The organism is Streptomyces sp. NPDC045967 (assembly GCF_056430495.1).
This window is the reverse complement of the sequence record NZ_JBWKLE010000014.1, coordinates 108026-130655: the sequence shown is the minus strand read 5'-3', so window position 1 is coordinate 130655 and position 22630 is coordinate 108026. Positions and strand designations below refer to the sequence as shown.

Below are 22630 nucleotides of genomic sequence, written 5' to 3'. Positions count from 1 at the left end.
CCGGCCGCCCCCGCCCCGCTCTGCCCCGCGCCCTGTCGCCACCGGGTCCGCACCGAAAAGGAAGCATCATGACCGCTCCAAGCCGTCGGCGCTTTGTCGCCGGGACGATCACGGCCGGCGCCGTCGCCGGGCTCGCCGCGGCGGGTGTGACGCCCGCCCAGGCCGCCCCGAGGCGGCCCGCGGGCACGGCCGGCGCCACCGCCGGCGGCGGTGCGGACGCGGCCGCGGACATCACCCCCGCCGATCCCCGCTACGAGGACCTGGCCACCCGCGGCAGCAACAAGCGCTTCACCGCCCGGCCCACCGCCTTCCGCCTCGCGACCACCACCGAGCAGGTCGTCCAGGCCGTCGGTGAGGCCGCGCGGTCGGGCCGCCGCGTCGCCGTGCGCAGCGGCGGCCACTGCTACGAGAACTTCGTCGGCGACACGGCCGTCCGCCTGGTCATCGACCTCGGCGGGATGAACGCCGTCCGCTTCGACGAGGACAAGCGCGCCTTCATGGTCGAGGCCGGCGCCCGCCTGATGGACGTGTACAAGACGCTGTACCACGGCTGGGGCGTCACCCTGCCCGGCGGCGCCAGCGCCACCGTGGGCCTGGGCGGCCACATCACCGGCGGAGGCTACGGCGCCCTCTCCCGCCGCTTCGGCCTCGCCGCCGACCACCTGTACGCCGTCGAGGTCGTCGTCGCCGACCGGGCCGGCCGCGCCCGCGCGGTCGTCGCCACCCGGGAGCCGAACGACCCGCACCGCGAACTGTGGTGGGCGCACACCGGGGGCGGCGGCGGCAACTTCGGCGTCGTCACCCGCTACTGGTTCCGCACCCCGGGCGCCACCGGCAGCGACCCGGGCCGGCTGCTGCCCCGCCCGCCCGCCACCGTCCTGAGCAGCGCCGTCCTCTTCCCCCGCGAGGGCATGGACAAGGCCGCCTTCCGCCGCCTGGTGCGCAACCACGGCCAGTGGCACGAGCGCAACAGCTGCGCCGACTCCCCGTACGCGGGCCTCTACGGCGGCCTGGTGCTGTTCGGCCGGCTGAAGGAGAACGACCCCGGTCAGAGCGCCATCAGCTTCGCCCACATGGACGGCACGCGCCCGGACGCCGAGAAGCTGCTCGCCGACTACACCGCCGCGCTCACCGAGGGCGTCCCCGTCACCCCGTACGACATGGGCATCACCCGCGACTCGTGGCTGAACGCCACCGTGGCGCTGGGCGAGTCCCAGGACATGGACAAGGGCCGGCAGAAGATCAAGTCGGCGTACCTGCGGCGGGCCTGGACCGACGCGCAGACCGACGCGCTGTACGCTCACCTGAACAGCACCGACCACAGCTACGAGTCGGCGTCCGTCTCGCTGCAGTCCTACGGCGGCCGGGTCAACACCCCGCACGCGTCGGCCACCGCCACCGCGCACCGCGACGCCGTCCTCAACGTGATCTTCATGAACACCTGGCAGGACGCGGCGGGCGACGCCGAGAACATCGGCTGGCTGCGCCGCGCCTACCGCGACGTGTTCGCCGGCACCGGCGGTGTCCCGGTGCCCGGCCGCGGCAGCGACGGGTGCTACATCAACTACCCGGACGTCGACATGGCCGATCCGGCCTGGAACACCTCCGGCGTGCCCTGGCACCGCCTCTACTACAAGGACAACTACCCGCGCCTGCAGCGGGTGAAGTCGGCCTGGGACCCGCGCGGCGTCTTCGGCCACGAGCTGGGCATCAGCCCCGCCTAGGGAGAGGGAGACACCGGCGTGATCGCCTTCATCAACCGTTTCGAGGTCACCGGCTCCCGCGCGGAGTTCGAGGAGGCCTTCGACCGGACCTCCGCGTTCTTCGCCGCGCAGCCCGGCTTCATCCGCCACCGGCTGCTGCACCACGTCAACGACCCCGACCTGTACGTCAACGTCGCGGACTGGGAGGACGAGGACTGCTTCCGCCGGGCCCTGGCGCAGCCGCAGTTCGCGGAGCACCGCACCGCGCTGCGCGCGCTGAGCAGCAGCGACCCCAACCTGTACACCCCGTTGCTGGAGCGCGTCGCGCGCTGAGCGGCGGCTCCACCACGGCTCGAGGAGCGCTGCGGGAGGGACTGCCAGGATCGAGCGGTCTGCGGGAAGTGGAGCGGAAACGCACCCCACTTCCCGCAGACCGCTTACCGGGCGGGCCTGACCGTCCGACTCCCGCACGCACCACAGAAGGAAGCTGACGTGGACTCGACCAGGCCGGCAGTGATCGCTGAAGGGCTGCGCAAACGGTACGGCAAGCGGTACGTGCTCGACGGTTTCGACCTCACCGTCGAACAGGGCACGGTGCACGGGCTCCTCGGCCCCAACGGTGCGGGCAAGACCACCTCCGTGGGGATCCTGTCCACCCTCATCCGGCCCGACGAGGGCCGTGCCCGGGTGGCGGGGTTCGACGTGGTGTCCCAGTCGGCCGAGGTCCGCTCCTCCATCGGCATGGTCGGCCAGTACGCCGCCGTCGACGAGGTCCTCAGCGGCCGCCAGAACCTGGTGATGTTCGGCCGCCTGCACCACCTCTCGCCGCGCGGCGCCCGCCGCCGCGCCGACGAGCTGCTGGAGCGCTTCCGGCTCCACGACACCGGCGGCAAGCCGGTGAAGAACTTCTCCGGCGGCATGCGCCGGCGCCTCGACCTCGCGGCCAGCATGGTCCTCGCCCCGCCGGTCCTCTTCCTGGACGAGCCCACCACCGGCCTGGACCCGCGCAGCCGCAACGAGGTCTGGGAGGCCGTACGGGATCTCGTCGGCGGCGGTACCTCGGTCCTGCTCACCACGCAGTACCTGGAGGAGGCCGACCAGCTCGCCCACGGCATCTCCGTGATCGACAGCGGCAAGGTCATCGCCAAGGGCACCCCCGACCAGCTCAAGAGCCAGGTCGGCGGCGACCGCATCGACGTCGTGGTGCGCCGCGCCGAGGACCTGTCCGCCGCCGCCGGCGCGCTGGGCCGGATCGCCGAGGCCGCGCCCGACGTGGACCCCGACACCCGGCGGGTCAGCGTCCGCGTCACCGAACGCACCAGCGCCCTGGGCGAGACGGTGCGCGCCCTGGACCACGCGGGCATCGAGGCGGAGGACATCGCCCTGCGCCGCCCCACCCTGGACGAGGTGTTCCTGCACCTCACCGGCCGCACGGCCCACCCGGCCGCCGACGCGGCCGCCGAACCCGGCCGAAAGGCAGTCGCAGCATGAGCGCCACCACCCCGCTCCAGCTCCCCCAGATGCCGGCCATCCCGCGCGGCCCGCTCGCGCGGCTGCGCTGGGCCGCCGCCGACGGCTGGACGGTCACCCTGCGCGGGATGACGCACTGGGTGCGCGAACCGGGCACCCTGGTCGGCGCGCTGACCTTCCCCATCCTGATGGTCCTGATGTTCGGCTACTTCTTCGGTGGCGCGATGCAGGTGCCGGGCGGCGGCGACTACAAGGAGTTCCTCGTCCCCGGCATGTTCGTGATGACGATGGTCTTCGGCATGGGCGAGACGGTCACCGCCGTCGCCGCCGACAAGAACCGCGGCATCACCTCCCGCTTCCGCACCCTGCCGATGTCCCCCTCCGCGGTGGTCGTCGGACGCGCCGTCACCGACATGATCAGCTCGGTGCTCGCGCTGGCCGTCCTGATGGGCGTCGGCCTGCTGATGGGCTGGCAGGCCCACGGCAGCGTCGGCGACACCGCCCTGGCCGTCGGCCTGCTGCTGCTCCTGCGCTTCGCGCTGGTGTGGGCGGGCGTCTACCTCGGCCTGCTCATGAGCGGACCCGAGGGCATCACCATGGTGCAGACTCTGGAATTCCCGATCGGCTTCCTCACCAGCGCCTTCGTGGCCCCCTCCACGATGCCGGGCTGGCTCGGCACGATCGCCGAGTGGAACCCGCTGTCCTCGACCGTGCTCGCCACGCGTGAGCTGTTCGGCAATCCCGGCTTCGGCGGGGACTCCTGGATCGCCCAGCACTCCCTGCTGATGGCGGTGGTGTGGCCGGTGGTCCTGTGCGCCGTCTTCTTCCCCCTGTCCGTACGCCGGTTCAGGAATCTGACAACCTGATCACCGACGGGGACGGCGGACCGGACGACCGAGGAAAGCGGACGCATGGTGTGGATTGCTGAACAGGCCGGCCTCCTGGCGCGATGCGCCGCCGTCTTCGAGCCGGGGGACCCGGCCAGGACCGGCGCCGTCCTGCTGTGGAACCCGGACGGCTCCCCACCGCCGGACGTGCCCGGGGGCCGGACCGGGGAGGCCGTCCTGCTGACCGCGGACGGACCGCGCACCCTGCCGGTGCTGCGCCTGGACCTGGCGGACGCGCTGCCCGTGCTCGCCCACGCCCGCCGGACCCACGAGCAGGCCGCCCGGCCGACCGCGGCCGCGGACGGTGACGCCGACGCCGGAGCCGTCCACCCGGCCGCCGCCTTCTGGGGCGGAGCCCTCGCCCTCGCGCTGCACCTCGCCGCCCGCGAACGCCTCCTGCCGGGCGTCTCCCCCGGCGGCTACGACGCCTGGCGCACCGGCCCCTACGACCCCGAGGACGTGCTGCGGCTGCGCGAACTGGCCGCCGCCGCGCCCCCCGAGGCCCTGGCCCTGCCCGCCGCCCCGGGCAGCGGGCTCCTGCCCGAGGCCGACACCGCCCTGCGGGCCTTCCTCGACGCCGTCGCCGACGTGCTGCCGCGCACCCCGGCCGCCGAGGCCGCCACCGGACGCGCCGCGTTCGCCGCGACCGCCCCCCAGCACGTGCCCCGGCTGCGCGCCTGGGCCGAGGAGATCTCCCAGGGCGTCGACTCGGGCGTCCGGGTCTCCCTGCGCGTGGTCGTCGGCGACGGGGACGCCGAGCCGAGCGTCCGGATCGAGCCGCGGGTCGCGAGCCTCGCCGACCCCACCGTGGCCATGGCCGCCGCCGAACTCTTCGACGGCGCGCCGCACGCGCTGGGCCCCCGCGCCCAGGCCGACACCGTCCTCGCCGTACGCCGCGCCGCCGGCGTCTGGGAGCCCCTGCAGCGGCTGCTCCCCGTGCCCCGCGAGATCGTGCTCGACGACCGCGAGACCACCGCCCTGCTCGGCGAGGCCGGAGCCCGGCTGCGCGCCCACGGCGTCGACGTGCACTGGCCGCAGGGCGCGGCCCGGGCCCTGAGCGGCGCCCACGCCCTGGTCGGCTCCGACCGCGAACCCCCCGCCGACCTGCGCGCGTTCATGGGCGACGGCACCGTGGACCTGCGCTGGCAGCTGCGTCTGGACGGCGAGCCGCTCACCGAGGCGGAGACCGCCCGGATCGCCGACGAGGGCCGCCCGGTGCTGCGGCTGCGCGACCGCTGGGTCTTCGTACCGGCCGAGCTGGCCCGCAAGGCCCGTACCCGCGAGCTGAAGCCGCTCACGGCCATCGAGGCCCTCTCCGTCGCCCTCGGCGGCTTCGCCGAGATCGCCGGCGAGCGGGTCCCCGTCGTACCCGGCCCCTGGCTGGTGGCCCTGCGCGCCCGCCTCGCCGAACCCGACGGCGGCGACGAGCCGATGGCCGCCCCCGCCGCCCTCCGGGCCACCCTGCGCGACTACCAGCTGCGCGGACTGCGCTGGCTGGACCGGATGACCTCGCTCGGCCTCGGCGGCTGCCTGGCCGACGACATGGGTTTGGGCAAGACCGTCCAGCTGATCTCGCTGCACCTGCTGCGCCAGGAGGACCCCCGCAGCCAGGGCCCCACCCTCGTGGTCTGCCCGGCCTCGCTGCTGGGCAACTGGGAGCGGGAGGTGGGCCGGTTCGCGCCCGGCACCCCCGTCCGCCGCTTCCACGGCCCCGGGCGCACCCTGGACGGCGCCGAAACCGGCTTCGTCCTCACCACGTACGGCACGATGCGCCTGGACGCCGAGCTGCTCGCCGCCCACTACTGGGGCATGGCCGTCGCCGACGAGGCCCAGCACGTCAAGAACCCCGCCTCGGCCACCGCCCGGGCCCTGCGGCGGATCCCGGCCGGCGCCAAGGTCGCCCTGACCGGCACCCCCGTCGAGAACAGCCTCTCCGAGCTGTGGGCCGTCCTCGACTGGACCACCCCCGGACTCCTCGGCGGCTACGCGCACTTCCGCCGCCGCTGGATGGCCCCGATCGAGGCCGAGCGCACCGGCGCCGCCGAAGCCCCGGGAGGGACGGACACCGCGACCCGGCTCGCCGGACTCGTACGGCCCTTCCTGCTGCGCCGCCGCAAGTCCGACCCGGGCGTCGCCCCCGAGCTGCCGCCCAAGACGGAGACCGACCGTCCGGTCGCGCTGACCGCCGAGCAGACCGCCCTGTACGAGAAGCTCGTGGGGGAGGTCATGGCCGAGATCCGCGCCACGGACGGCATCGCCCGCTCCGGCCTGGTCCTGAAGCTCCTCACCGGGCTCAAGCAGATCTGCAACCACCCCGCCCAGTACCTGAAGGAGGGCGAGGGGGCGCGGCTCACCGGCCGCTCCGGAAAGCTGGAGCTGCTCGACGAACTGCTCGACACCATCACGGCGGAGGACGGGGCCGTCCTCGTCTTCACCCAGTACGTCGCCATGGCCCGGCTGCTCGAGGCGCACCTGCGCGACCGCGGCGTACCGGCCCAGCTGCTGCACGGCGGAACGCCCGTGCCCAAGCGCGAGGAGCTGGTCCGCCGCTTCCAGGAGGGCCGGGTGCCGGTGTTCCTGCTCTCGCTCAAGGCGGCGGGCACCGGGCTCAACCTGACCCGCGCCGACCACGTGGTGCACTTCGACCGCTGGTGGAACCCGGCGGTCGAGGCGCAGGCCACCGACCGCGCCCACCGGATCGGGCAGACCCGCCCCGTGCAGGTCCACCGGCTGATCGCCGAGGGCACCGTCGAGGACCGGATCGCCGCGATGCTGGCGTCCAAGCAGGAACTCGCCGACGCCGTGCTCGGCTCGGGCGAGCAGGCGCTGAGCACGCTCGGCAACGATGAGCTGGCGAACCTGGTCGAGCTGAGGAGCACGTGATGGCCGAAGGACACGACAGCGCACGGGGGTTCCCCGCCTTCGCCGCGCGGAAGGGCGGCCGGGCGCGCGGCCGGTCCTGGTGGGGCGGGGAGTTCGGGCAGGCCGTGGAGGACCTCTGGCCGGAGGAGGACCCGCTCAAGCGGGGCCGGACCCTGGCCCGCTCCGGCCGGATCGGACCGCTCACCGTCAGCCCCGGCCGGATCGCCGCGCAGGTCCACGGGGGCGAGGACGGCCCCTACAGCGCCGAACTGACCTTGCGGGTGTTCGAGGACGAGGACTGGGACGCGCTGTGGGAGAAGACCGCGGACCGGCCCGCCGAGACGGAGGCGCTCCTCGCGGGTGACCTCCCGCCCGACCTGCTGGAGGCGGCCGAGGACGCCCGGCTCGGCCTGCTGCCCGGCTACGGCGACATGGAGCCGGACTGCGACTGCGACGATCCCGACCACCCTTGCGCGCACGCGGTCGCGCTGGCCTACCAGTTCTCGTGGCTGCTGGACGAGGAGCCGGCGCTGCTGCTGCTCGTGCGCGGCCGCGACGCCGAGGAGGCCGCGCAGGAGCTGGGGTCGGTGGTGATGCTGCGGGCCATGATGGCGATGGACGGCTCCGACGCCGGGGACGACGACCCCGAGGAGGCGGAGCCGGCCGGGGACGCCGGCCCGCCGCGCGCCGACGCCGGCGCGCAGCCGCGCGGCACCCCCGCCGCGGTGGCCTACGCCCGCCCGGCCGCGCCGCTGCCCCCGCTGCCGCCGCTGCCCGCGGCCGCCGCGCCGCCGCAGGAGCCCGAGCAGGTCACCGGGCTCGCCGCGGACCCGCTGGAGCGCCTGGTCGCCGACGCGGCCGTCCGGGCCCGCGCCCTGCTCGCGTACACCCACGGCATCACCGGGGAGCCGCCCGCCCCCCTGGACCTGTGGCAGGACACCGTACGGCTCGCCGCCACCCACCCCGACCCGAGGGTCCCCGAGCGGCTGCGCGCGGCCTGCGACCGGGCGGCCGAACTGGACCGTGCCGCGCAGGCCTGGCGCCACGGCGGCGCCGAGGGGCTGCGCACGCTCGAGGAGTCCTGGGAGCCGCCGGCCCAGGAGACCGCACGGGCCCGTACGGCCCTGGCGGCCGCCTGGGAGGGCGACGAGCTGCCCGGGCTGGAGGTGTCCGGCAACCACTGGACGCTGACCGGTCGCGGCCTGCAGCTGCGGCGCGGCCGGGACGGGCGCTGGTACCCCTACCGCGAACGCGCGGGCCACTGGTGGCCGGCCGGGCCGCCCGACACCGACCAGGCCCTCGTCCTCGCCGGACTCCTGGAGAACGAAGGCGCGTTCTTCAGCTAGCCGGGCTCGGGCCGCCAGCGGGACTCCGATGATCCTCCAGTCGCCGAAACCACGATCGGGACGAGAGTTTCGACCGCGAGGACCGGAAGGAGTCCAGGCCCGTGAAGAGCGCCGGTACCACGGCCGACCTTGCAGCCCGCTCCCTCGCCGACGCCGTCTTGGACCGGGCCCGGCGCAGTCCCGGGGCGCCCGCGCTGGTGTGGCGCGAGCAGGAGATCGGCTACGGCGCGCTGCTGCACCGGGCGGACGCGGAGCGGGCCCGGCTCGCCCGCCTCCCGGGGGACGCGCCGCTGGGCGTGCCCGCCGCCACCTCGCCCGCCGTCATCGCCCTGGTGCTGGCCGCCCTGCTGGAGCGGCGGCCCGTGCTGCTGTCCTCGCCGGGGCTCGGCGCGGACGTCACCGGGCGGCTGTACGCCCGGGCGGGCGTCGAGCACGTCCTCACCCCGCTCGACACCCCCTTCGAGGAGCCCGGGGCGGCGGCCCGGTTCGCCGACGCCGCGCCGCCCGCCACCGGGTGCGGCGCGCACACCGCCCCCGCGCTGCTGCTGACCACCTCCGGCTCCACCGGCACGCCCAAGGTCGTGCCGCTGCGGGCGGACGCCGTCGACCGGTTCACCCGGTGGGCCGCCGGCCGCTTCGGGATCGGACCCGCCACCACGGTCCTGAGCTACGCCCCGCTCAACTTCGACCTCTGCCTGCTCGACGTCTGGACCACGCTCGCCCACGGCGGCCGGGTCGTGCTCACCGACACCGACCGGGCGGCCCAGGGCGGCTACCTGCTGGACCTGCTGCTGCGCCACCGGCCCGAGGTCGTCCAGGCCGTCCCCATGTTCTACCGGCTGCTCGCCGACGCCGCCCGCGAGCGCGGCGCGGCCGTCCCCGGCGTCCGCCACGCCCTGTTCACCGGCGACGCCCTGCCCGCCCCGCTGCGCGCGGAGCTGCCCGGTCTGCTCCCCGGCTCCCGGCTGTACAACCTCTACGGCTGCACGGAGACCAACGACAGCTTCCTGTACGAACTGACCGGCGCCGAGGACCCCGCCCTGCCGCTGCCGCTCGGCTCCCCGCTGCCCGGCGTCGGCGCCCTGCTCGTCGACCCGGAGCGCCGCGTGCTCGAGGGCCCCGGCACCGGCGAGCTCTACGTCACCACCCCCTTCCAGACCGAGGGGTACCTGGGCGCCGCGGCCGGCCCGCCCGTGTTCACGGACCATCCGGCCGGGGACGCCGGCGACGGCCGGCGCTGGTTCCGCAGCGGCGACCTCGTCACCCGCTCAGCGGACGGCACGCTGCGGCTGGCCGGGCGCAGCGACTTCCAGGTGAAGGTGCGCGGGGTGCGGATCAACCCGCAGGAGACCGAGCACGTCCTGCTCCAGCACCCCGGCGTCCTCGAAGCGGCCGTCGTGGCGCTGCCCGACCCGCTGGCCGGCCGGCTGCTGCACGCGGTGGCCCGACGGGCGCCCGGCTCCGGCCTCAACAGCCTCACCCTGCGCGGGCACCTGGCCCGGGGCCTGCCCCGGGCCGCCGTCCCCTCGGTCCTGCGGATCACCGACGGCCCGCTGCCCCGGACCTCGACCGGCAAGGTCGACCGCGACCAGGTCGTCCGAACCCACTTCACCAAGGAGAACTGACATGTCACGGATCCAGGCCATCAAGGAGTTCATGGTCCGCGAGTTCCTGCCGGACGTACCCGCCGGTGAGCTGGACGCGGACCTCGACCTCCTGGAGAACGGCGTCGTCGACAGCCTCGGCCTGCTCAAGGTGATCGCGTGGCTGGAGGACGTCCACCACATCAACACCGACGAGTTCGACCTGGACCCGGAGTTCTTCCGCTCGGTCGCGGCCATCGACGAGTTCATCACGGACGCGTCCCGGCAGCAGGCGGAGGCCGCGTAGCCATGCACGACGCCGTCGCCGCCGTCATCGGGCAGGACCGGCCGGTGGACCTGCCCGTGTGGCGCTCGTTCTGGGACGCGCTGCACGAGCGCGGTCCGCAGAGCGAGCGGGCGCTGCGCCGGGGCGAGGCCGTCGCCCTGCTCGCCTCGCTCTCCACCGAGCTGCCCGGCCGCACCACCCTCACCGCCCTGCTCGACTCGCTCGCCGAACGCCGCCCCGCGCACGGGGGCCGCTCGGCGGGCGGCCCCGGTGCCTTCGACGGCGCGGTCAACATCGTCGGCACCGGTGGCGGACCGGGCACCTTCAACATCTCCACCGCGAGCGCCCTGGTCGCCGCCGCGATGGGCACCCCCGTCGTCAAGACCGGCTCCCGCGCGTACACCTCCGCGCTGGGCTCCGTGGACCTGCTGGAGCGCCTCGGGATCCCGCTCACCCGGTCGTACGAGGAGACCCACGAGACGCTGGAGGACTGCGGCATCGCCTTCGCCGGGCCCTTCGTCTACCCGGCGGAACTGGCCCTGCTGGCCCGCGCCGTGCTGCCCCTGGACATCCGCGCGCTCGGCCGCTGCGTCAACGCGCTCGGCCCCTTCCTCGCCGACATGCCGGTCTCCGCGCAGGTCACCGGGGTCTCCGACGCGCGCCTGCGGCCGGCGCTGCGCACCGCCGCGGCGCACACCGCCCGCCGCACCCGGCGCCGGGTGTGGCTGGCCGCCAACGACCCGGGCGCCGACGAGCTCCTGTCCTGCGCCGTCAACCGGGTGCACTCCTACGAGCCCGGCGGCGAGGACGAGTTCACCCTCGACCCGGCCCCGCTCGGGCTGCGGCCCGGCACCCTGGAGGGCCTGCGCCCGCGCGGCGCCGACCCGGTGGCGTACTTCCGCGCCGTCCTCGGCGGCGGGGGGACCCGCGACGCCGAGGACACCGTCTGCCTCAACGCCGCCGCCCTCGCCGTCGCCGGCCGCACCACCGGCGACTGGCACGAGGCACTGGCCGGCGCCCGGGCGGTGATCCACGACGGAGGCGCGCTGGCCCTGCTGGAGCGGCTGCGGACCCGGGCGGCCGTCCATGCCTGAGCCGGACGCCTTCTTCGCCCGGCGCCGGCCCGGCCGCCCCGGCCTCGCGGTCTTCCTCAACGCCGGGGACCCGCCGCTGGAGCGGCTGGCCGACCTCGCGGCGATGCTCGACGAGAACGAGGTCGACTGCCTCGAACTCGCCGTGCCGTTCCCCGACTCCGTCACCGACGGCCCCGTCGTGCGCCGCTCCGCCGACCGGGCGCTGGCCGCCGGCGCCGACCTGGAGCAGACCCTGGCCGCGGTCGCCCGGATCCGCCCTGCCCTGCGCCGGCTGCGGATCGCGCTGCTCGCCGACTGGAGCCACACCGTGCGGGGCACCACCCCCGCCGACTTCGCGGCCGCCGTGCGCGACGCCGGCTGCGACGGGCTGCTGCTGCACGGCGTGCCGCCGCGGCTGCGCACCGAGCACTACGAGGCCGCGCACCGGGCCGGGCTGCCCCTGGTGACCACCTGCTACGCCGTCTCGGGTCCCGAGGCCGTCGCCGAGGCGGCCCGGCACGCCACCGCCTACCTCTACCTGGTCGCCCACTACGGACGCAGCGGAACCTCCGCCGCACCCGACGACGCCCGGCTCGCCCGGGTGCTCACCACCCTGCGCGGCGCCGCCTCCGCGCCCGTCGCCGTCGGCTTCGGGGTCAGGACGGCCGGGGACATCGCCCACCTGGCCGGCCTGGGCGCCGACGCCGCCGTCGTCGGCAGCGCCGGGGTGGCCCGTATCGAAGCGGCCCTCACCCAGGGCCGTGATCCCGTCGAGGAGTTCGCCTCCTTCGTACGGGAGCTGCGCACGGCCGGCGGGCCCGTCCGCCTGCCCCCACCAGACGCAAAGGAGTCCCACTCATGATCGTCCGCAAGCTTGACGAGGTTCCCGCCGTCGACTGGGGCAACGGCCTCAGCCGCCGCTTCCTCACCCAGCAGGACGGCGTCGGCTACACCGTCACCGACACCATCGTCCGGGCGGGCACCAAGTCCCGCCTGGAGTACCGCAACCACATGGAGAGCTGCTACTGCATCGAGGGCAGCGGCGAGGTCATCGACACCGCCGGCAACTCCCACCCGATCACCCCGGGCACCCTCTACGCGCTCGACCGCCACGACGCCCACTGGCTGGTCGCCTCCCCGCACGAGGACCTGCGCCTGGTCTGCATGTTCACGCCCGCCCTGCGCGGCGACGAGGTCCACGACCTGGACTCCGCCGAGTACTCCCACTACTGAGCCGAGCCGATGACCCACTGGACCGCGGACCAGCAGGCCCTGCGCGACGGCCTGGCGCCCTGGCTGGAGAAGCTGAGCGCCGGGCACGTCGAGCGGGACGCCGAGGCGTCCTTCTCCCGGGAGAACTGGGCCGCCGTGGCGGCGACCGGCATCCTGGGCCTGCCCTTCGACGAGCGGTGGGGAGGGCTCGGCCAGTCCCTGCCCACCACCATGTACGTGCTGGAAGGGCTCGGCGAGGGTTGCCGGGACGCCGGCCTGAACTTCTCGGTGTGCACGCACATCGTCTCCACCGGGGTGCCGCTGCACCGCTTCGGCTCCCCCGAGCTCAAGGACCGCTTCCTGCCGGGCATCTGCTCGGGCGAGCTGATCGGCGCGCACGCCATCAGCGAGCCCGAGAGCGGCTCCGACGCGCTGGCCATGCGCACCCGCGCGGTGCGCGACGGCGACCACTTCGTGCTGAACGGCAGCAAGGCCTTCGTGAGCAACGGGCCGGTCGCCGACCTGCTCACCGTGTACGCCCGCACCAGCGACCGCCCCGGCCCGCTCAGCATCACCGCGTTCTTGGTGGAGCGCGACACCCCGGGCCTGACCGTCGGCGGCCCCATCGCCAAGATGGGCCTGCGCACCTCGCCCCTGAGCGAGCTGTACTTCGACGACTGCCGGGTGCCCGCCTCGCACGTCGTCGGCCGGGTCGGCGGCGGCTTCCTGGTCCTGGACCACGTGATGCGCTGGGAGATCCTGTGCTCCTTCGTCATCAACGCGGGGGAGATGCGCCACCGGGTGGCGCGCTGCGTGGAGTACGCCCGCTCCCGCACCCAGTACGGGCAGCCGATCGGCTCCTACCAGGCCGTGTCCCACAAGATCGTGGACATGGAGGTCGGGGTGGAGACGGCCCGCCACTGGCTGTACGCGACCGCCGCGAAGATGGCGGCGGGTGAAAACGTCACGCGGGACATCGCCATGGCCAAGCTGGTCACCAGCGAGGCCAACGTCGCCTCCGCGCTGAATGCCGTGCAGATCTTCGGCGGCAACGGCTACATGGCCGAGTACGGCATCGAGAAGGAACTGCGCAACGCGGTCGCCGGGACCATCTACTCCGGCACCTCCGAGGTTCAGCGCAACCGCATCGCCTCGCTGCTCGGCCTGTGACCCGGGCCGTCCCCGGCGCGGCCGTCCTCGCCCCCGAAACGAAAAAGCGGAGTCCACCCATGAGCACCACCACGACGACCGGGCACGCCACGCTGGCCGCCACCGAGTTCATCGACCACGGCTCGCCCGAGGTCCGGGAGTTCGTGGCGCGGGCCGTGCCGGCCGACGCCACCACCGCGACGGCCCGCGCGGTCGCCCTGTACTACGCGGTGCGCGACACGATCCGCTACGAGGTGTACGGGGCGGACCTGTCCCGCACCGGGCTGCGGGCCGGCAGCGTGGCCACCGCCCGCTCCGGCATGTGCCTGCACAAGTCGGTGCTGTACACGGCGGGGCTGCGCGCCCTCGGGATCCCCGCGCGCCTGGTGCTGACCGACGTGCGCAACCACCTGGCGTCCGACCGCCTGAAGGAACTGCTGGGCGGCGACGTCTTCCACCAGCACTGCCTGACCTCGATGCGGCTGGAGAACGGCTGGGTGAAGGCCACCCCGGTGTTCAACAAGACGCTGTGCCGGCTCTACGGGATGGCGCCCCTCGACTTCGACGGGACCGCCGACAGCCTGCACCACCCCTTCGACCTCCGGGGCAGGCGCCAGATGGAGTTCCTGCGCTTCCACGGGGAGTTCGACGACCTGCCCTACGAGGCGGTGCTGGCCGACCTGCGGGCCGCCCACCCCGGGCTGATCGGCCCCGACGGCACGGCGTTCACCGCCGGTTCGCTCGTCCGCGACGCCCGGCGCACGGCGGCGGCGTAGTGCTCGTCAAGTTCTGCGGGGCCACCACGGCCGCCGAGGTCGCCGCCATGGCCGAGGCCGGGGCGGACCTGGTGGGGCTCTGGTACCGGGTGCCGGGCGGCCCCGCCGAGCTGACCTCCGGGCAGCTGGCCGGGCTGGCCGCCGCGGCCCTGGAGCGGGGCGTCGCCCCGGTGCTGGTCACCTTCGCCGCCGAGCCCGCGCCGCTGCTGGCGGCGGTCGAGGCCGCCTCGATCCCGTGGGTGCAGCTGCACGGCTACCAGCCGCCGTCCGTGGTGCGGGCGCTGCGCCGCGGCGGCCCGCCCGGCCTGCGGATCGCCAAGGTGCTCCACCTCAAGGACGGCGCGTGCGCCGAGGACGGACTGACCGCCGCCTACGAACGCGCCGGTGCCGACTGCTTCCTGTACGACGCGGTCGCGCCCGACGGCCGGATCGGCAGTACCGCCCGCACCCTGGACGACGGCGCCGTCACCGCGCTCGCCGACCGCACCGGACTGCCGTTCCTCCTCGCCGGAGGGCTGCACGCGGGCAACCGGGACGCCTTCGCGGGCGCCGTGGCGCACCCCCGCTTCCTCGGCATCGACGTCGACTCGGCGGCCCGGGGCACCGACGGGATGCTGCACGCGCGCGGCGCCGCCGCGATCACCCGAGCCTGGAGAGCGTGATGACCGCCTTCACCGCCGCCCTCGCCGCGGCCCGCCGCCCGCTGATCATGGAGGTCAAACGGCAGGACGCCGACGGCCGCGACCTGACCGGGGGCCGGACGGCCGCCGAGATCGTGCGCGGCTACGAGGAGGCGGGCGCGCCCTGCGTCTCCGTCGTCACCGGCCGCTGGTTCGGCGGCAGCGAGGAGCTGCTGGCGGAGGTCGCCGGGCTCACCGGCCTGCCGCTGCTGCGCAAGGACTTCCTCACCAGCCGCCGCCAGCTGGAGCGCAGCCGGGCCCTCGGCGCCTCGGCCGTGCTGCTGACCGCCAAGGTGCTCCCGGCGGGCTCGCTGGCCCGCCTCACCGACCACGCCCTGGACTGCGGCCTGACCCCGTTCGTGGAGGTCGCCGACGCCGCCGAGGCGGCCGCGGTGCACCGGGGCGCCGAGTGCGTCGTCGCCGTCAACAACAAGGACATCGCCACCCGCGAGCGCCTGCCGGGCGACGTGGAGCGCGGCACGTCCCTGCTGCCGGGCCTGCGCCGCACGGGCACCCGCTTCCCGGTCAGCGCCAGCGCCATCGACACCCCGGCCCGCGCGGCCGGCCTCCTGCACGCGGGCTTCACCGCCCTCCTGATGGGCACGACCCTCCTGACCGCCCCGAGCCTCCCGGCGTGGTGCGCCGAGTTCGACGCGGCCCGCGCCGCGGTGCCCGCGCCCTGACGGCACGGGCACCGGGGTCAGGCGCTCTTCGGGCGGCGGCCCGCCGGCTGGGCGGACTTGCCTCGGGAGGTGCGGCCCCAGGGCTTGTAGACCGAGACCACCGCGGCCACCGTGAGCAGGACGAACAGGGCGGGCACGCTCCACAGCAGGAAGTCGCCGGCCGCGCCCGGGTCCGGTGCGGCGCCGCCGGCGGTTGCGGTGCGCTCGCTGGCCTCCATGACCGTCGGGTGGATCACGAACCAGGCGAAGAAGGTCATGAACAGGGTGATGACCCACTTGACGATGATCCACCAGTGCAGCAGCAGGCCCCACTTGGTCCCGCAGGACAGCAGGATGCCGGTGATCGCGGCGGTCAGGCTGAAGACGGTCACGCTGGTGTCGTCGAAGACGTACATCGCGTAGTAGACGCCCTTGGCGATCGCCGCGTCCTTTGTGGTCACGCCCATGACGGCGAGCACGACCATGGACAGCGAGAGGCCGACCCAGCCGACCGAGGTCACCACGTGGACGGCCAGGGTCAGCTTGCGGGCGCCCCGGCCGAGTTCGAACTTCTTGCCCTTGGGGCGGGGGGCGGTCTCGCGCGCCGTACGGGGGGCAGCGGCGCCGTGGTCGGTGGTGGAGGACAAGGCGGCTCTCTCTCTGCTGCGTATGGGAAAGTCACTGCCGCGGCCGCCGCGGGGGAGTGACCACCGCGGCAGTGACTCTGTACACCGTACAGAGTCAATCTGTACGGTGTACAGAGTTACCTCGTCGGAAAGGGGCTGAATCAGCCATGGGCCGAGAAGTTGGCCGAAAGATGGACCCCGCACGGACGTTGGCCCTGCTGTGGCGCCCCCGCGGCACCGACCCGGCGGCCGCGCCCGCCCGGACGGCCCCCGGCCCGCGGCAGCAGCTGACCGTCGACCGCGTCGTACGCGCCGCGATCGAGCTGGCCGACGCGCAGGGCCTGGCGGCGCTCTCGATGCGCAAGGTGGCCGAGCCGCTCGGCGTCTCCACCATGTCGCTCTACACCTACGTCCCCGGCCGCGCCGAACTGGTCAACTGCATGCTCGACGAAGTGCTCGGCGAATCGCCCTCCCTCGCCGGCGCCGCCCACTGGCGCCAGGCCCTGGAGACCTACGCCCGCGGCAGCCGGGACATCGCCCGGCGCCACCCCTGGGTGCCGCCGCTGTTCTCCTCGCGCATGCTGATGGGCCCGCACGAGACCGCCGTGTGGGACGCGGTGCTCGGCGCGGTCGCCCCCACCGGCCTGCCCGAGAAGGACCTGCTCACGGTCGTCCACCTGGTCAACGGCTACGTCCGCGGCGCCGCCCAGCAGTCGGCCGACGCCGAGGGCGACGAGCGCCGCTCCGGGCTCAGCTACGAAGAGTGGTACGAGCAGAGCGGCCCGCTGCTGGAGCGGCTGATCCCCTTCTCCCACTACCCCCACCTCACCCGCGTGTGGCAGTCCGGCGTCTTCGAGGAACCCGGCGCCGGCCTCGGCGCCGACGACGGCTTCGAGTTCGGGCTGCAACGCGTCCTCGACGGCATCGAACAGTACGTCGACCAGCGCGCGCCGCGGGGTCCGCGGCGCCGTGGCGACCGGCGTGAAGCCACCCTAACCACCGGCTGACACACCGCCCGGTCGTCCTCGACCCGCCCTCCAAGCCCCCTCCAGAACCCCGCCCGAGGCTGGCAGCACAACCGACCGAGACATCCGGGGCGACCGGGTGCGAGCAGGGTGGAGCAGCCGAGTGACAGTTCTGGTGACAGGAGCCACGGGTTCCGTGGGCCGCCACGTGGTCGACCGCCTCCTCTCCGCGGGGGTTGCCGTACGCGCGCTCACCCGCACGCCGGCCACCGCGGGACTGCCGGACGCCGTCGAGGTCTTCGAGGGCGACCTCGACCGGCCCGAGACGCTGCGCGCCGCGCTCACCGGGGTCGAGCGCCTCTACCTCTTCCCGGTCCCCGAGACCGCGCGCGAGGTCGTGGCCGCGGCCAAGGAGGCCGGGGTCCGCCGGATCGTCGTGCTCTCCTCCTCCTCGGTGCTCGACACCTCCGGCGACAACCACAGCGGTGAGCACCACCGCGCCGTGGAGCGCGCCGTGGAGGAGTCGGGCATCGAGTGGACCTTCGTGCGCCCGGACGAGTTCGCCACCAACGTGCTCTGGAAGTGGGCGCACTCCATCCGCACCGAGGACGTGGTCCGCGCCCCCTACGGCAACGCCCCGCGCGTGCTGATCCACGAGGCCGACGTCGCCGCCGTCGCCGCGACCGCGCTGCTCGGGGACGGCCACGCCGGCCAGGCGTACGTGCTCACCGGCCCCGAGGCCGTCACCCAGGCCGAGCAGGTCGCGCAGATCGCCGAGGCCATCGGCCGCCCGGTCGCCTTCCAGGAGATCACCCCCGACCAGGCCCGCCACTTCATGGGCCAGGCCATGCCCGCCCCGGTCGTCGAGATGGTCCTCGGCTACCTCGCCGACGCCGTCGCCCACCCGCCCGTGCCGGTGGACACCGTCGAGAAGGTCACCGGCCGCCCCGCCCTGACCTTCGCGCGCTGGGCCGCCGACCACGCCGCCGACTTCGCGCCGCTCGCCCAGGAGGCGGCCGCGTGAGCACCACCTCCGCCGAGCGCGCCGCCGACGCACAGCGCGCCGCCGCGGCCAACGCGCTGGTGCGGATGACCGGCAGCGGCGCGCCCGAGCAGCACGTCGTCACGGCGAGCGGCCCCCGCCCCACCGCGGGCAAGGGCAAGGTCGTCGTCGAGGTGCAGGCCGCCGGCGTCTCCTTCGCCGAGGTGCAGATGCTCCAGCACCTGCACCCGTTCCCGCCCAAGTTCCCCTTCGTGCCCGGCTACGACCTCGTCGGCACGATCACCCAGGTCGGCCCCGGCGTCACCGGCTGGAAGGAGGGCGACCGGATCGCGGCCATGCCGCGGCAGGGCGCCTGGCAGCGGTACGTCGAACTGCCCGCGAAGTCCCTCGCCGCGGTCCCCGCGGAACTGGACGCGGCCGTGGCCGTCTCGCTGGTGACCAACGGCGTCACCGCCTACCAGATGCTGCACCGCCTGACGAAGCTCACCGCCGGCCAGACCGTCCTCGTGCACGGCGCCAGCGGCGGGGTCGGCGCGCTGCTCACCCAGCTCGCCGTCCACCACGGCCTGCGCGTCATCGGCACCGCCTCGCCCGCCAAGCACGAGACGGTACGGATGTTCGGCGCCGAGCCGCTCGACTACCGCACCCCCGACCTCGCCGCGGCCGTCCGCCGGCTCGCGCCGGGCGGCGTCGACGCCGTCTTCGACCACATCGGCGGCTCCGGACTGGACGCGGCCTGGCAGGTGCTCGCCGAGGGCGGCACGCTCGTCTCCTTCGACTCCTCCGTCGCCGGCTACCGGCCCGGCCAGTGGTTCCGCCCGCACGTCCCGGCCCTGCGCCGCACGGTGGCCCGCTGGTTCGCCCGCCACCTCGGCCTGACCGGCGGCCGCCGCATGACGATGTACTACGTCAAGCCCGGCGCGGACTTCGACGCCGACTTCGCCGAGCTGTGCCGGCTGACGGCCGAGGGCGTCCTGCGTCCGCAGATCGCCGGCCGCCACCCGCTGGACGGGGCCGCCGCCGCCGTCCGGGCCCTTCTCGACGGCGCCACCGTCGGCAAGCACGTCCTGCTCCCCTGACCAGCCCCCGCACGCGTACCCAGAGAAGGAATCCGGCCATGTCCCTCACCCTGACCGAGCCCGCCGACGGCTCCACCGCCACGCAGAGCGTCCAGGAGCGCAACAAGCGGATCGCGCTCGACTGCGCCGCCGCCTGGAACCGCTGGGACCTGGACGGCATCCTGAAGCACTGGTCCCCGGACATCCGGCACTTCTCCGAGGACCGCCCCGTCGACACCCAGCAGATGATCGGCGCCATGCGGGGCGGCCTCGCCGCGTTCCCCGACCTCCACCTGGACGTCAAGAGCGCCGTCTCCGAGGGCGACCGCGTCATCCTGCGCATCACGGTCACCGCGACCCACCTCGGCCAGTTCTTCGACAAGGCCCCCACCGGCAAGAAGGTGACCTGGTTCATGCTCGAGGAGCTCCGCTTCGACGAGGAGGGCCGGATCATCGAGCACTACGACGTCTTCAACTACCTTCCGATGCTGAAGGAGCTGGAGTTCGTCCCCGCGGACGTGATGTGACCGCGCTCGCCGCGGCTCCCCCCGCCACCGTCGCGGACGCCGTCACCCGGGAGATCGCCGACGGCGTGTACGCCTACGTCCAGGGCGACGGGGGCTGGTGCCTGAACAACGCGGGCCTGGTCACCGGCGAGAACGGCCAGAGCCTGCTCGTCGACACCGTCGCCACCGAGCGGCGCGCCCGCGCCCTGCGCGCCGAGGTCCTGCGGCTGGCCCCCGGGCCTCCGCGCGCCCTGGTCAACACGCACTTCCACGGCGACCACACCTTCGGCAACCACCTCTTCCCCGAGGCCGTGGTGATCGCCCACGAGCAGACCCGCACCATGATGGACCTGGCCGGACTGCACCTGACCGGCCTGTGGCCGGACGTCTGCTGGGGCGACCTGGAGCTCGCGCTGCCCGACGTCACCTACCGCGACGCGCTGACCCTGCACATCGGCGGCGTACGGGCAGAACTGCTGCACCTGGGGCCCGCCGCGCACACCACCAACGACACGGCCGTGTGGCTGCCCGAGCAGCGGGTGCTGTTCGCCGGCGACCTGGTGATGTCGCACACGGCCCCGTTCTGCCTGATGGGTTCGGTCTCGGGGTCGCTGGCCGCGATGGAGCGGCTGCGCGCCCTGGGCGCCGAGACCGTGGTCCCCGGCCACGGACCGGTCGGCGGACCGGAGCTGATCGACGCCAACGAGTCCTATTTCCGGTGGATCTCAGGGCTCGCCGAGCGCGGGGCGGCGGCCGGGCTGACTCCGCTGGAGCTCGCCGCCGAAGCCGACCCCCCGGCGCCGTTCGCGGACCTGCTCGACGCGGAACGCCTCGTGCCGAACCTGCACCGGGCGTACGCCGAGCTCGCCGGTGCGGCCCCCGGTGCCCCGCTCGACGTGGGCGCCCTCTTCGCCGAGATGGCCGAGTTCAACGGCGGGCTGCCCGCCTGCCACGCCTGATCCCCGCCCACGGGAACACGCCCGCGGGGCCGCGCCCACTGCTCGTGGTCGCGGCCCCGCGGCTTTGCGCCGTCCGCCCGCTCAAGCGGAGGGGACCTCGATGCCCTTCAGGTACGTCGCGAAGGACTGCAGCCCCGGGTGCTCGGCCCGCAGCGCCGGGATGTCCGCCTCGTACCCGTGGTACTGGAACCACTCGAACATCAGGGCGATCTCCGGCCCGTTGGGGATGTACGGGTTGTTCGCGACCGCGTCCAGCGGCACCTCCTCGAAGCGCGCCGGCAGCCCGCTGCGCTCCGCGAACGCCTGCGCCACCTCGTCCGCGGTCAGCTCGTCGCCCGCGATCTCCACCGCGCGGCCGGCGTACTGCTCGGGCTTGTCGAAGGCCTCGGCGGCGAAGAAGCCGATGTCGTCGACCGCGATGAACTGCACCCGGGTGTCGGGCTTCAGCGCGAGCGCCACCACCAGCGTGCCGTCGACCACCTGCGGGCCGTGCGCCGTGAAGTTGTCCATGAAGAACGCCGGGCGCAGCACCGTCAGCGCCATGCCCTTGCTCTCCAGGTACCGCTCGATGCCCCGCTTGGAGTCGAAGTGCGGGATGCCGCTGTGCCGGTCGGCGCCGCCCACCGAGCTGTAGACCACGTGGCCGATGCCGGCCGCCTTCGCGGCCCGGGCCAGCGCGCGGCCCTGGCGGACCTCCCCGCCGAGCCCGGCCGGCGTCATGAAGGTCTGCACGGAGAACAGCCCGTGGAAGCCCTCCAGCGCCGGACGCAGCGAGGCCTCGTCGTCGAGGTCGCCGCGGACCAGGTTCACGCCCAGGTCCGCCAGCGCCCGCGCCGGCCCGGACTCCGGGTCGCGCACCAGCGCCGACACGGACCGGCCGCGCCGCACCAGCTCGCGGGCCACGGCGCCGCCCTGCAGACCGGTGGCACCGGTCACCAGGATGTCAGTCATCTCAAATCCCCCTGAGGTTCGGTTCCGGCCGTGTCAGCCGAAGAGGGCCGCGTTCTCCACGGCCCATTCGCGGAAGGAGCGCGGCTCGCGCCCGGTCAGATCGCGCACCGCGGTCGTGGGCTTGGCCCACGGCACCTCGGGGCTGTGCAGCGCCGCGACGTTGGTCTCGGCGGCCGGGCGGTCCCCGGTGATCCCGGTGAAGACCTCCACGACCTCCTCGGCCGGCGCCACCGAGAAGTCCAGCTCCCGGCCCAGCACCTCGCCCAGGATCCGCGCCTGCTCCTCGGAGCTCAGCGTCTCGGGGCCGGTGAGCAGGTACGACCTGCCGGTGTGGCCCTCCTCGGTCAGCGCGACCACGGCGACCGAGGCGATGTCGTACTCGTCGATGGGGGCGCCGGGGTTGTTGCCGATCCAGCAGCGCACCGCGCTGTCCTCGCGCACCGTCCTGATCCACCAGGAGGTGTTGGCGTGGAACGGGCCCGGCCGCAGGAAGGTCCACGGCACGCCGGACTCCTCGATCGCCACCTCGGCGGCCCGGTGCTCATCGGCGATGCCGTGCGGCAGCGGGTGCTCGATGCCGCCCGAGGAGAGCAGCACGACCTTGGAGGTGCCGGCCGCGCGGGCCGCGGCGGCGACGTTGGCCGCCTCACCGCCCACGTCGCCCGAGAGCACCACCAGGGCGGCGCGCACGCCCTCGAAGGCGGCGGTGAGCGAGTCGGGGTCCGCGGGGCTGCCCGCGACGACCTCGACGCCCTCGGGCAGGTTCGCCTCCTCGGGCTTGCGGCTCAGCGCGCGGACCGGGTGGCCCAGCGCGAGCAGTTGGCCGACGGCCTCGCGGCCGACCTTGCCGGTGGCTCCGGTGATCAGGAACAC

23 protein-coding genes are annotated in these 22630 nt (G+C 74.6%); 20 read left to right on the top strand and 3 right to left on the bottom strand.

Going from position 1 to position 22630, the window contains the following annotated elements; translation table 11 throughout:
- Positions 1-68: 68 nt before the first annotated feature.
- The 15 genes from AC07FY_RS24475 (at position 69) to AC07FY_RS24405 (ending at position 15710) form a co-directional block, all read left to right on the top strand.
- Positions 69-1724, top strand: coding sequence for an FAD-binding oxidoreductase (locus AC07FY_RS24475; protein WP_479009659.1), 1656 nt, complete (start codon positions 69-71; stop codon positions 1722-1724).
- 18 nt (positions 1725-1742) lie between these two features.
- Complete coding sequence (locus AC07FY_RS24470) at positions 1743-2036, top strand: antibiotic biosynthesis monooxygenase family protein (protein WP_479009657.1); 294 nt, start codon at positions 1743-1745, stop codon at positions 2034-2036.
- Positions 2037-2195: 159 nt separating this feature from the next.
- Positions 2196-3194 carry an ATP-binding cassette domain-containing protein gene (locus AC07FY_RS24465; RefSeq protein WP_479009654.1) on the top strand — a complete coding sequence of 333 codons (999 nt, stop codon included), beginning with the start codon at positions 2196-2198 and terminating at the stop codon, positions 3192-3194.
- Positions 3191-4039, top strand: a complete 849-nt coding sequence (locus AC07FY_RS24460) for an ABC transporter permease (protein ID WP_479009651.1) — start codon at positions 3191-3193, stop codon at positions 4037-4039. Before AC07FY_RS24465 ends, AC07FY_RS24460 begins: the two co-directional genes overlap by 4 nt.
- Positions 4040-4084: 45 nt before the next feature.
- The gene (locus tag AC07FY_RS24455) at positions 4085-6943 is read left to right on the top strand and encodes a DEAD/DEAH box helicase (protein WP_479009648.1); all 2859 of its coding nucleotides are present in this window, start codon (positions 4085-4087) and stop codon (positions 6941-6943) included.
- Positions 6943-8268 (top strand): SWIM zinc finger family protein, encoded by a 1326-nt coding sequence (locus tag AC07FY_RS24450; protein ID WP_479009645.1) that lies wholly within the window; start codon positions 6943-6945, stop codon positions 8266-8268. Before AC07FY_RS24455 ends, AC07FY_RS24450 begins: the two co-directional genes overlap by 1 nt.
- A 101-nt stretch (positions 8269-8369) precedes the next feature.
- Positions 8370-9893, top strand: coding sequence for an AMP-binding protein (locus tag AC07FY_RS24445; RefSeq protein WP_479009643.1), 1524 nt, complete (start codon positions 8370-8372; stop codon positions 9891-9893).
- Between the two features lies 1 nt (position 9894).
- The gene (locus tag AC07FY_RS24440; protein WP_479009641.1) at positions 9895-10158 is read left to right on the top strand and encodes an acyl carrier protein; all 264 of its coding nucleotides are present in this window, start codon (positions 9895-9897) and stop codon (positions 10156-10158) included.
- Positions 10159-10160: 2 nt separating this feature from the next.
- Positions 10161-11231, top strand: a complete 1071-nt coding sequence (locus tag AC07FY_RS24435; RefSeq protein WP_479009638.1) for an anthranilate phosphoribosyltransferase — start codon at positions 10161-10163, stop codon at positions 11229-11231.
- Positions 11224-12072 carry a tryptophan synthase subunit alpha gene (trpA, locus tag AC07FY_RS24430; protein WP_479009635.1) on the top strand — a complete coding sequence of 283 codons (849 nt, stop codon included), beginning with the start codon at positions 11224-11226 and terminating at the stop codon, positions 12070-12072. Before AC07FY_RS24435 ends, trpA begins: the two co-directional genes overlap by 8 nt.
- A complete protein-coding gene (locus AC07FY_RS24425; RefSeq protein ID WP_479009633.1) occupies positions 12069-12443 on the top strand; it encodes an ectoine synthase in 375 nt (124 codons plus the stop codon). Before trpA ends, AC07FY_RS24425 begins: the two co-directional genes overlap by 4 nt.
- A gap of 9 nt (positions 12444-12452) precedes the next feature.
- Positions 12453-13592 (top strand): acyl-CoA dehydrogenase family protein, encoded by a 1140-nt coding sequence (locus AC07FY_RS24420; protein ID WP_479009631.1) that lies wholly within the window; start codon positions 12453-12455, stop codon positions 13590-13592.
- A gap of 59 nt (positions 13593-13651) precedes the next feature.
- Entirely contained in the window at positions 13652-14347 is a 696-nt protein-coding gene (locus tag AC07FY_RS24415; RefSeq protein ID WP_479009628.1) for a transglutaminase-like domain-containing protein, read from the top strand.
- Positions 14347-15009 carry a phosphoribosylanthranilate isomerase gene (gene trpF / locus AC07FY_RS24410; RefSeq protein WP_479009625.1) on the top strand — a complete coding sequence of 221 codons (663 nt, stop codon included), beginning with the start codon at positions 14347-14349 and terminating at the stop codon, positions 15007-15009. Before AC07FY_RS24415 ends, trpF begins: the two co-directional genes overlap by 1 nt.
- The gene (locus tag AC07FY_RS24405; protein ID WP_479009622.1) at positions 15009-15710 is read left to right on the top strand and encodes a beta/alpha barrel domain-containing protein; all 702 of its coding nucleotides are present in this window, start codon (positions 15009-15011) and stop codon (positions 15708-15710) included. The genes trpF and AC07FY_RS24405 overlap by 1 nt, the downstream gene beginning before the upstream one ends.
- Before the next feature lie 17 nt (positions 15711-15727).
- Here the strand turns inward: AC07FY_RS24405 and AC07FY_RS24400 are convergent, their stop codons facing one another.
- Positions 15728-16336 (bottom strand): hypothetical protein, encoded by a 609-nt coding sequence (locus AC07FY_RS24400; RefSeq protein WP_479009619.1) that lies wholly within the window; start codon positions 16334-16336, stop codon positions 15728-15730.
- A 170-nt stretch (positions 16337-16506) separates the two neighbouring features.
- On the opposite strand from AC07FY_RS24400, the gene AC07FY_RS24395 reads away from it, so the two are divergent.
- The 5 genes from AC07FY_RS24395 to AC07FY_RS24375 all read left to right on the top strand — a co-directional run bounded on the left by AC07FY_RS24395 (position 16507) and on the right by AC07FY_RS24375 (position 20806).
- Positions 16507-17322: a TetR/AcrR family transcriptional regulator gene (locus AC07FY_RS24395; protein WP_479009617.1), complete on the top strand. Its 816-nt coding sequence runs from the start codon at positions 16507-16509 to the stop codon at positions 17320-17322.
- A gap of 97 nt (positions 17323-17419) precedes the next feature.
- The gene (locus AC07FY_RS24390) at positions 17420-18304 is read left to right on the top strand and encodes an NAD(P)H-binding protein (RefSeq protein WP_479009614.1); all 885 of its coding nucleotides are present in this window, start codon (positions 17420-17422) and stop codon (positions 18302-18304) included.
- Positions 18301-19362, top strand: coding sequence for a zinc-binding dehydrogenase (locus AC07FY_RS24385; RefSeq protein ID WP_479009612.1), 1062 nt, complete (start codon positions 18301-18303; stop codon positions 19360-19362). The genes AC07FY_RS24390 and AC07FY_RS24385 overlap by 4 nt, the downstream gene beginning before the upstream one ends.
- A 38-nt stretch (positions 19363-19400) precedes the next feature.
- Positions 19401-19868, top strand: a complete 468-nt coding sequence (locus AC07FY_RS24380; RefSeq protein WP_479009609.1) for an ester cyclase — start codon at positions 19401-19403, stop codon at positions 19866-19868.
- A complete protein-coding gene (locus AC07FY_RS24375) occupies positions 19865-20806 on the top strand; it encodes an MBL fold metallo-hydrolase (protein ID WP_479009606.1) in 942 nt (313 codons plus the stop codon). The genes AC07FY_RS24380 and AC07FY_RS24375 overlap by 4 nt, the downstream gene beginning before the upstream one ends.
- 81 nt (positions 20807-20887) lie before the next feature.
- Here AC07FY_RS24375 and AC07FY_RS24370 read toward each other — a convergent pair whose 3' ends face one another.
- Complete coding sequence (locus AC07FY_RS24370) at positions 20888-21757, bottom strand: NmrA/HSCARG family protein (protein ID WP_479009604.1); 870 nt, start codon at positions 21755-21757, stop codon at positions 20888-20890.
- 33 nt (positions 21758-21790) lie between these two features.
- Positions 21791-22630 (bottom strand): SDR family oxidoreductase, encoded by an 840-nt coding sequence (locus AC07FY_RS24365; RefSeq protein WP_479009602.1) that lies wholly within the window; start codon positions 22628-22630, stop codon positions 21791-21793.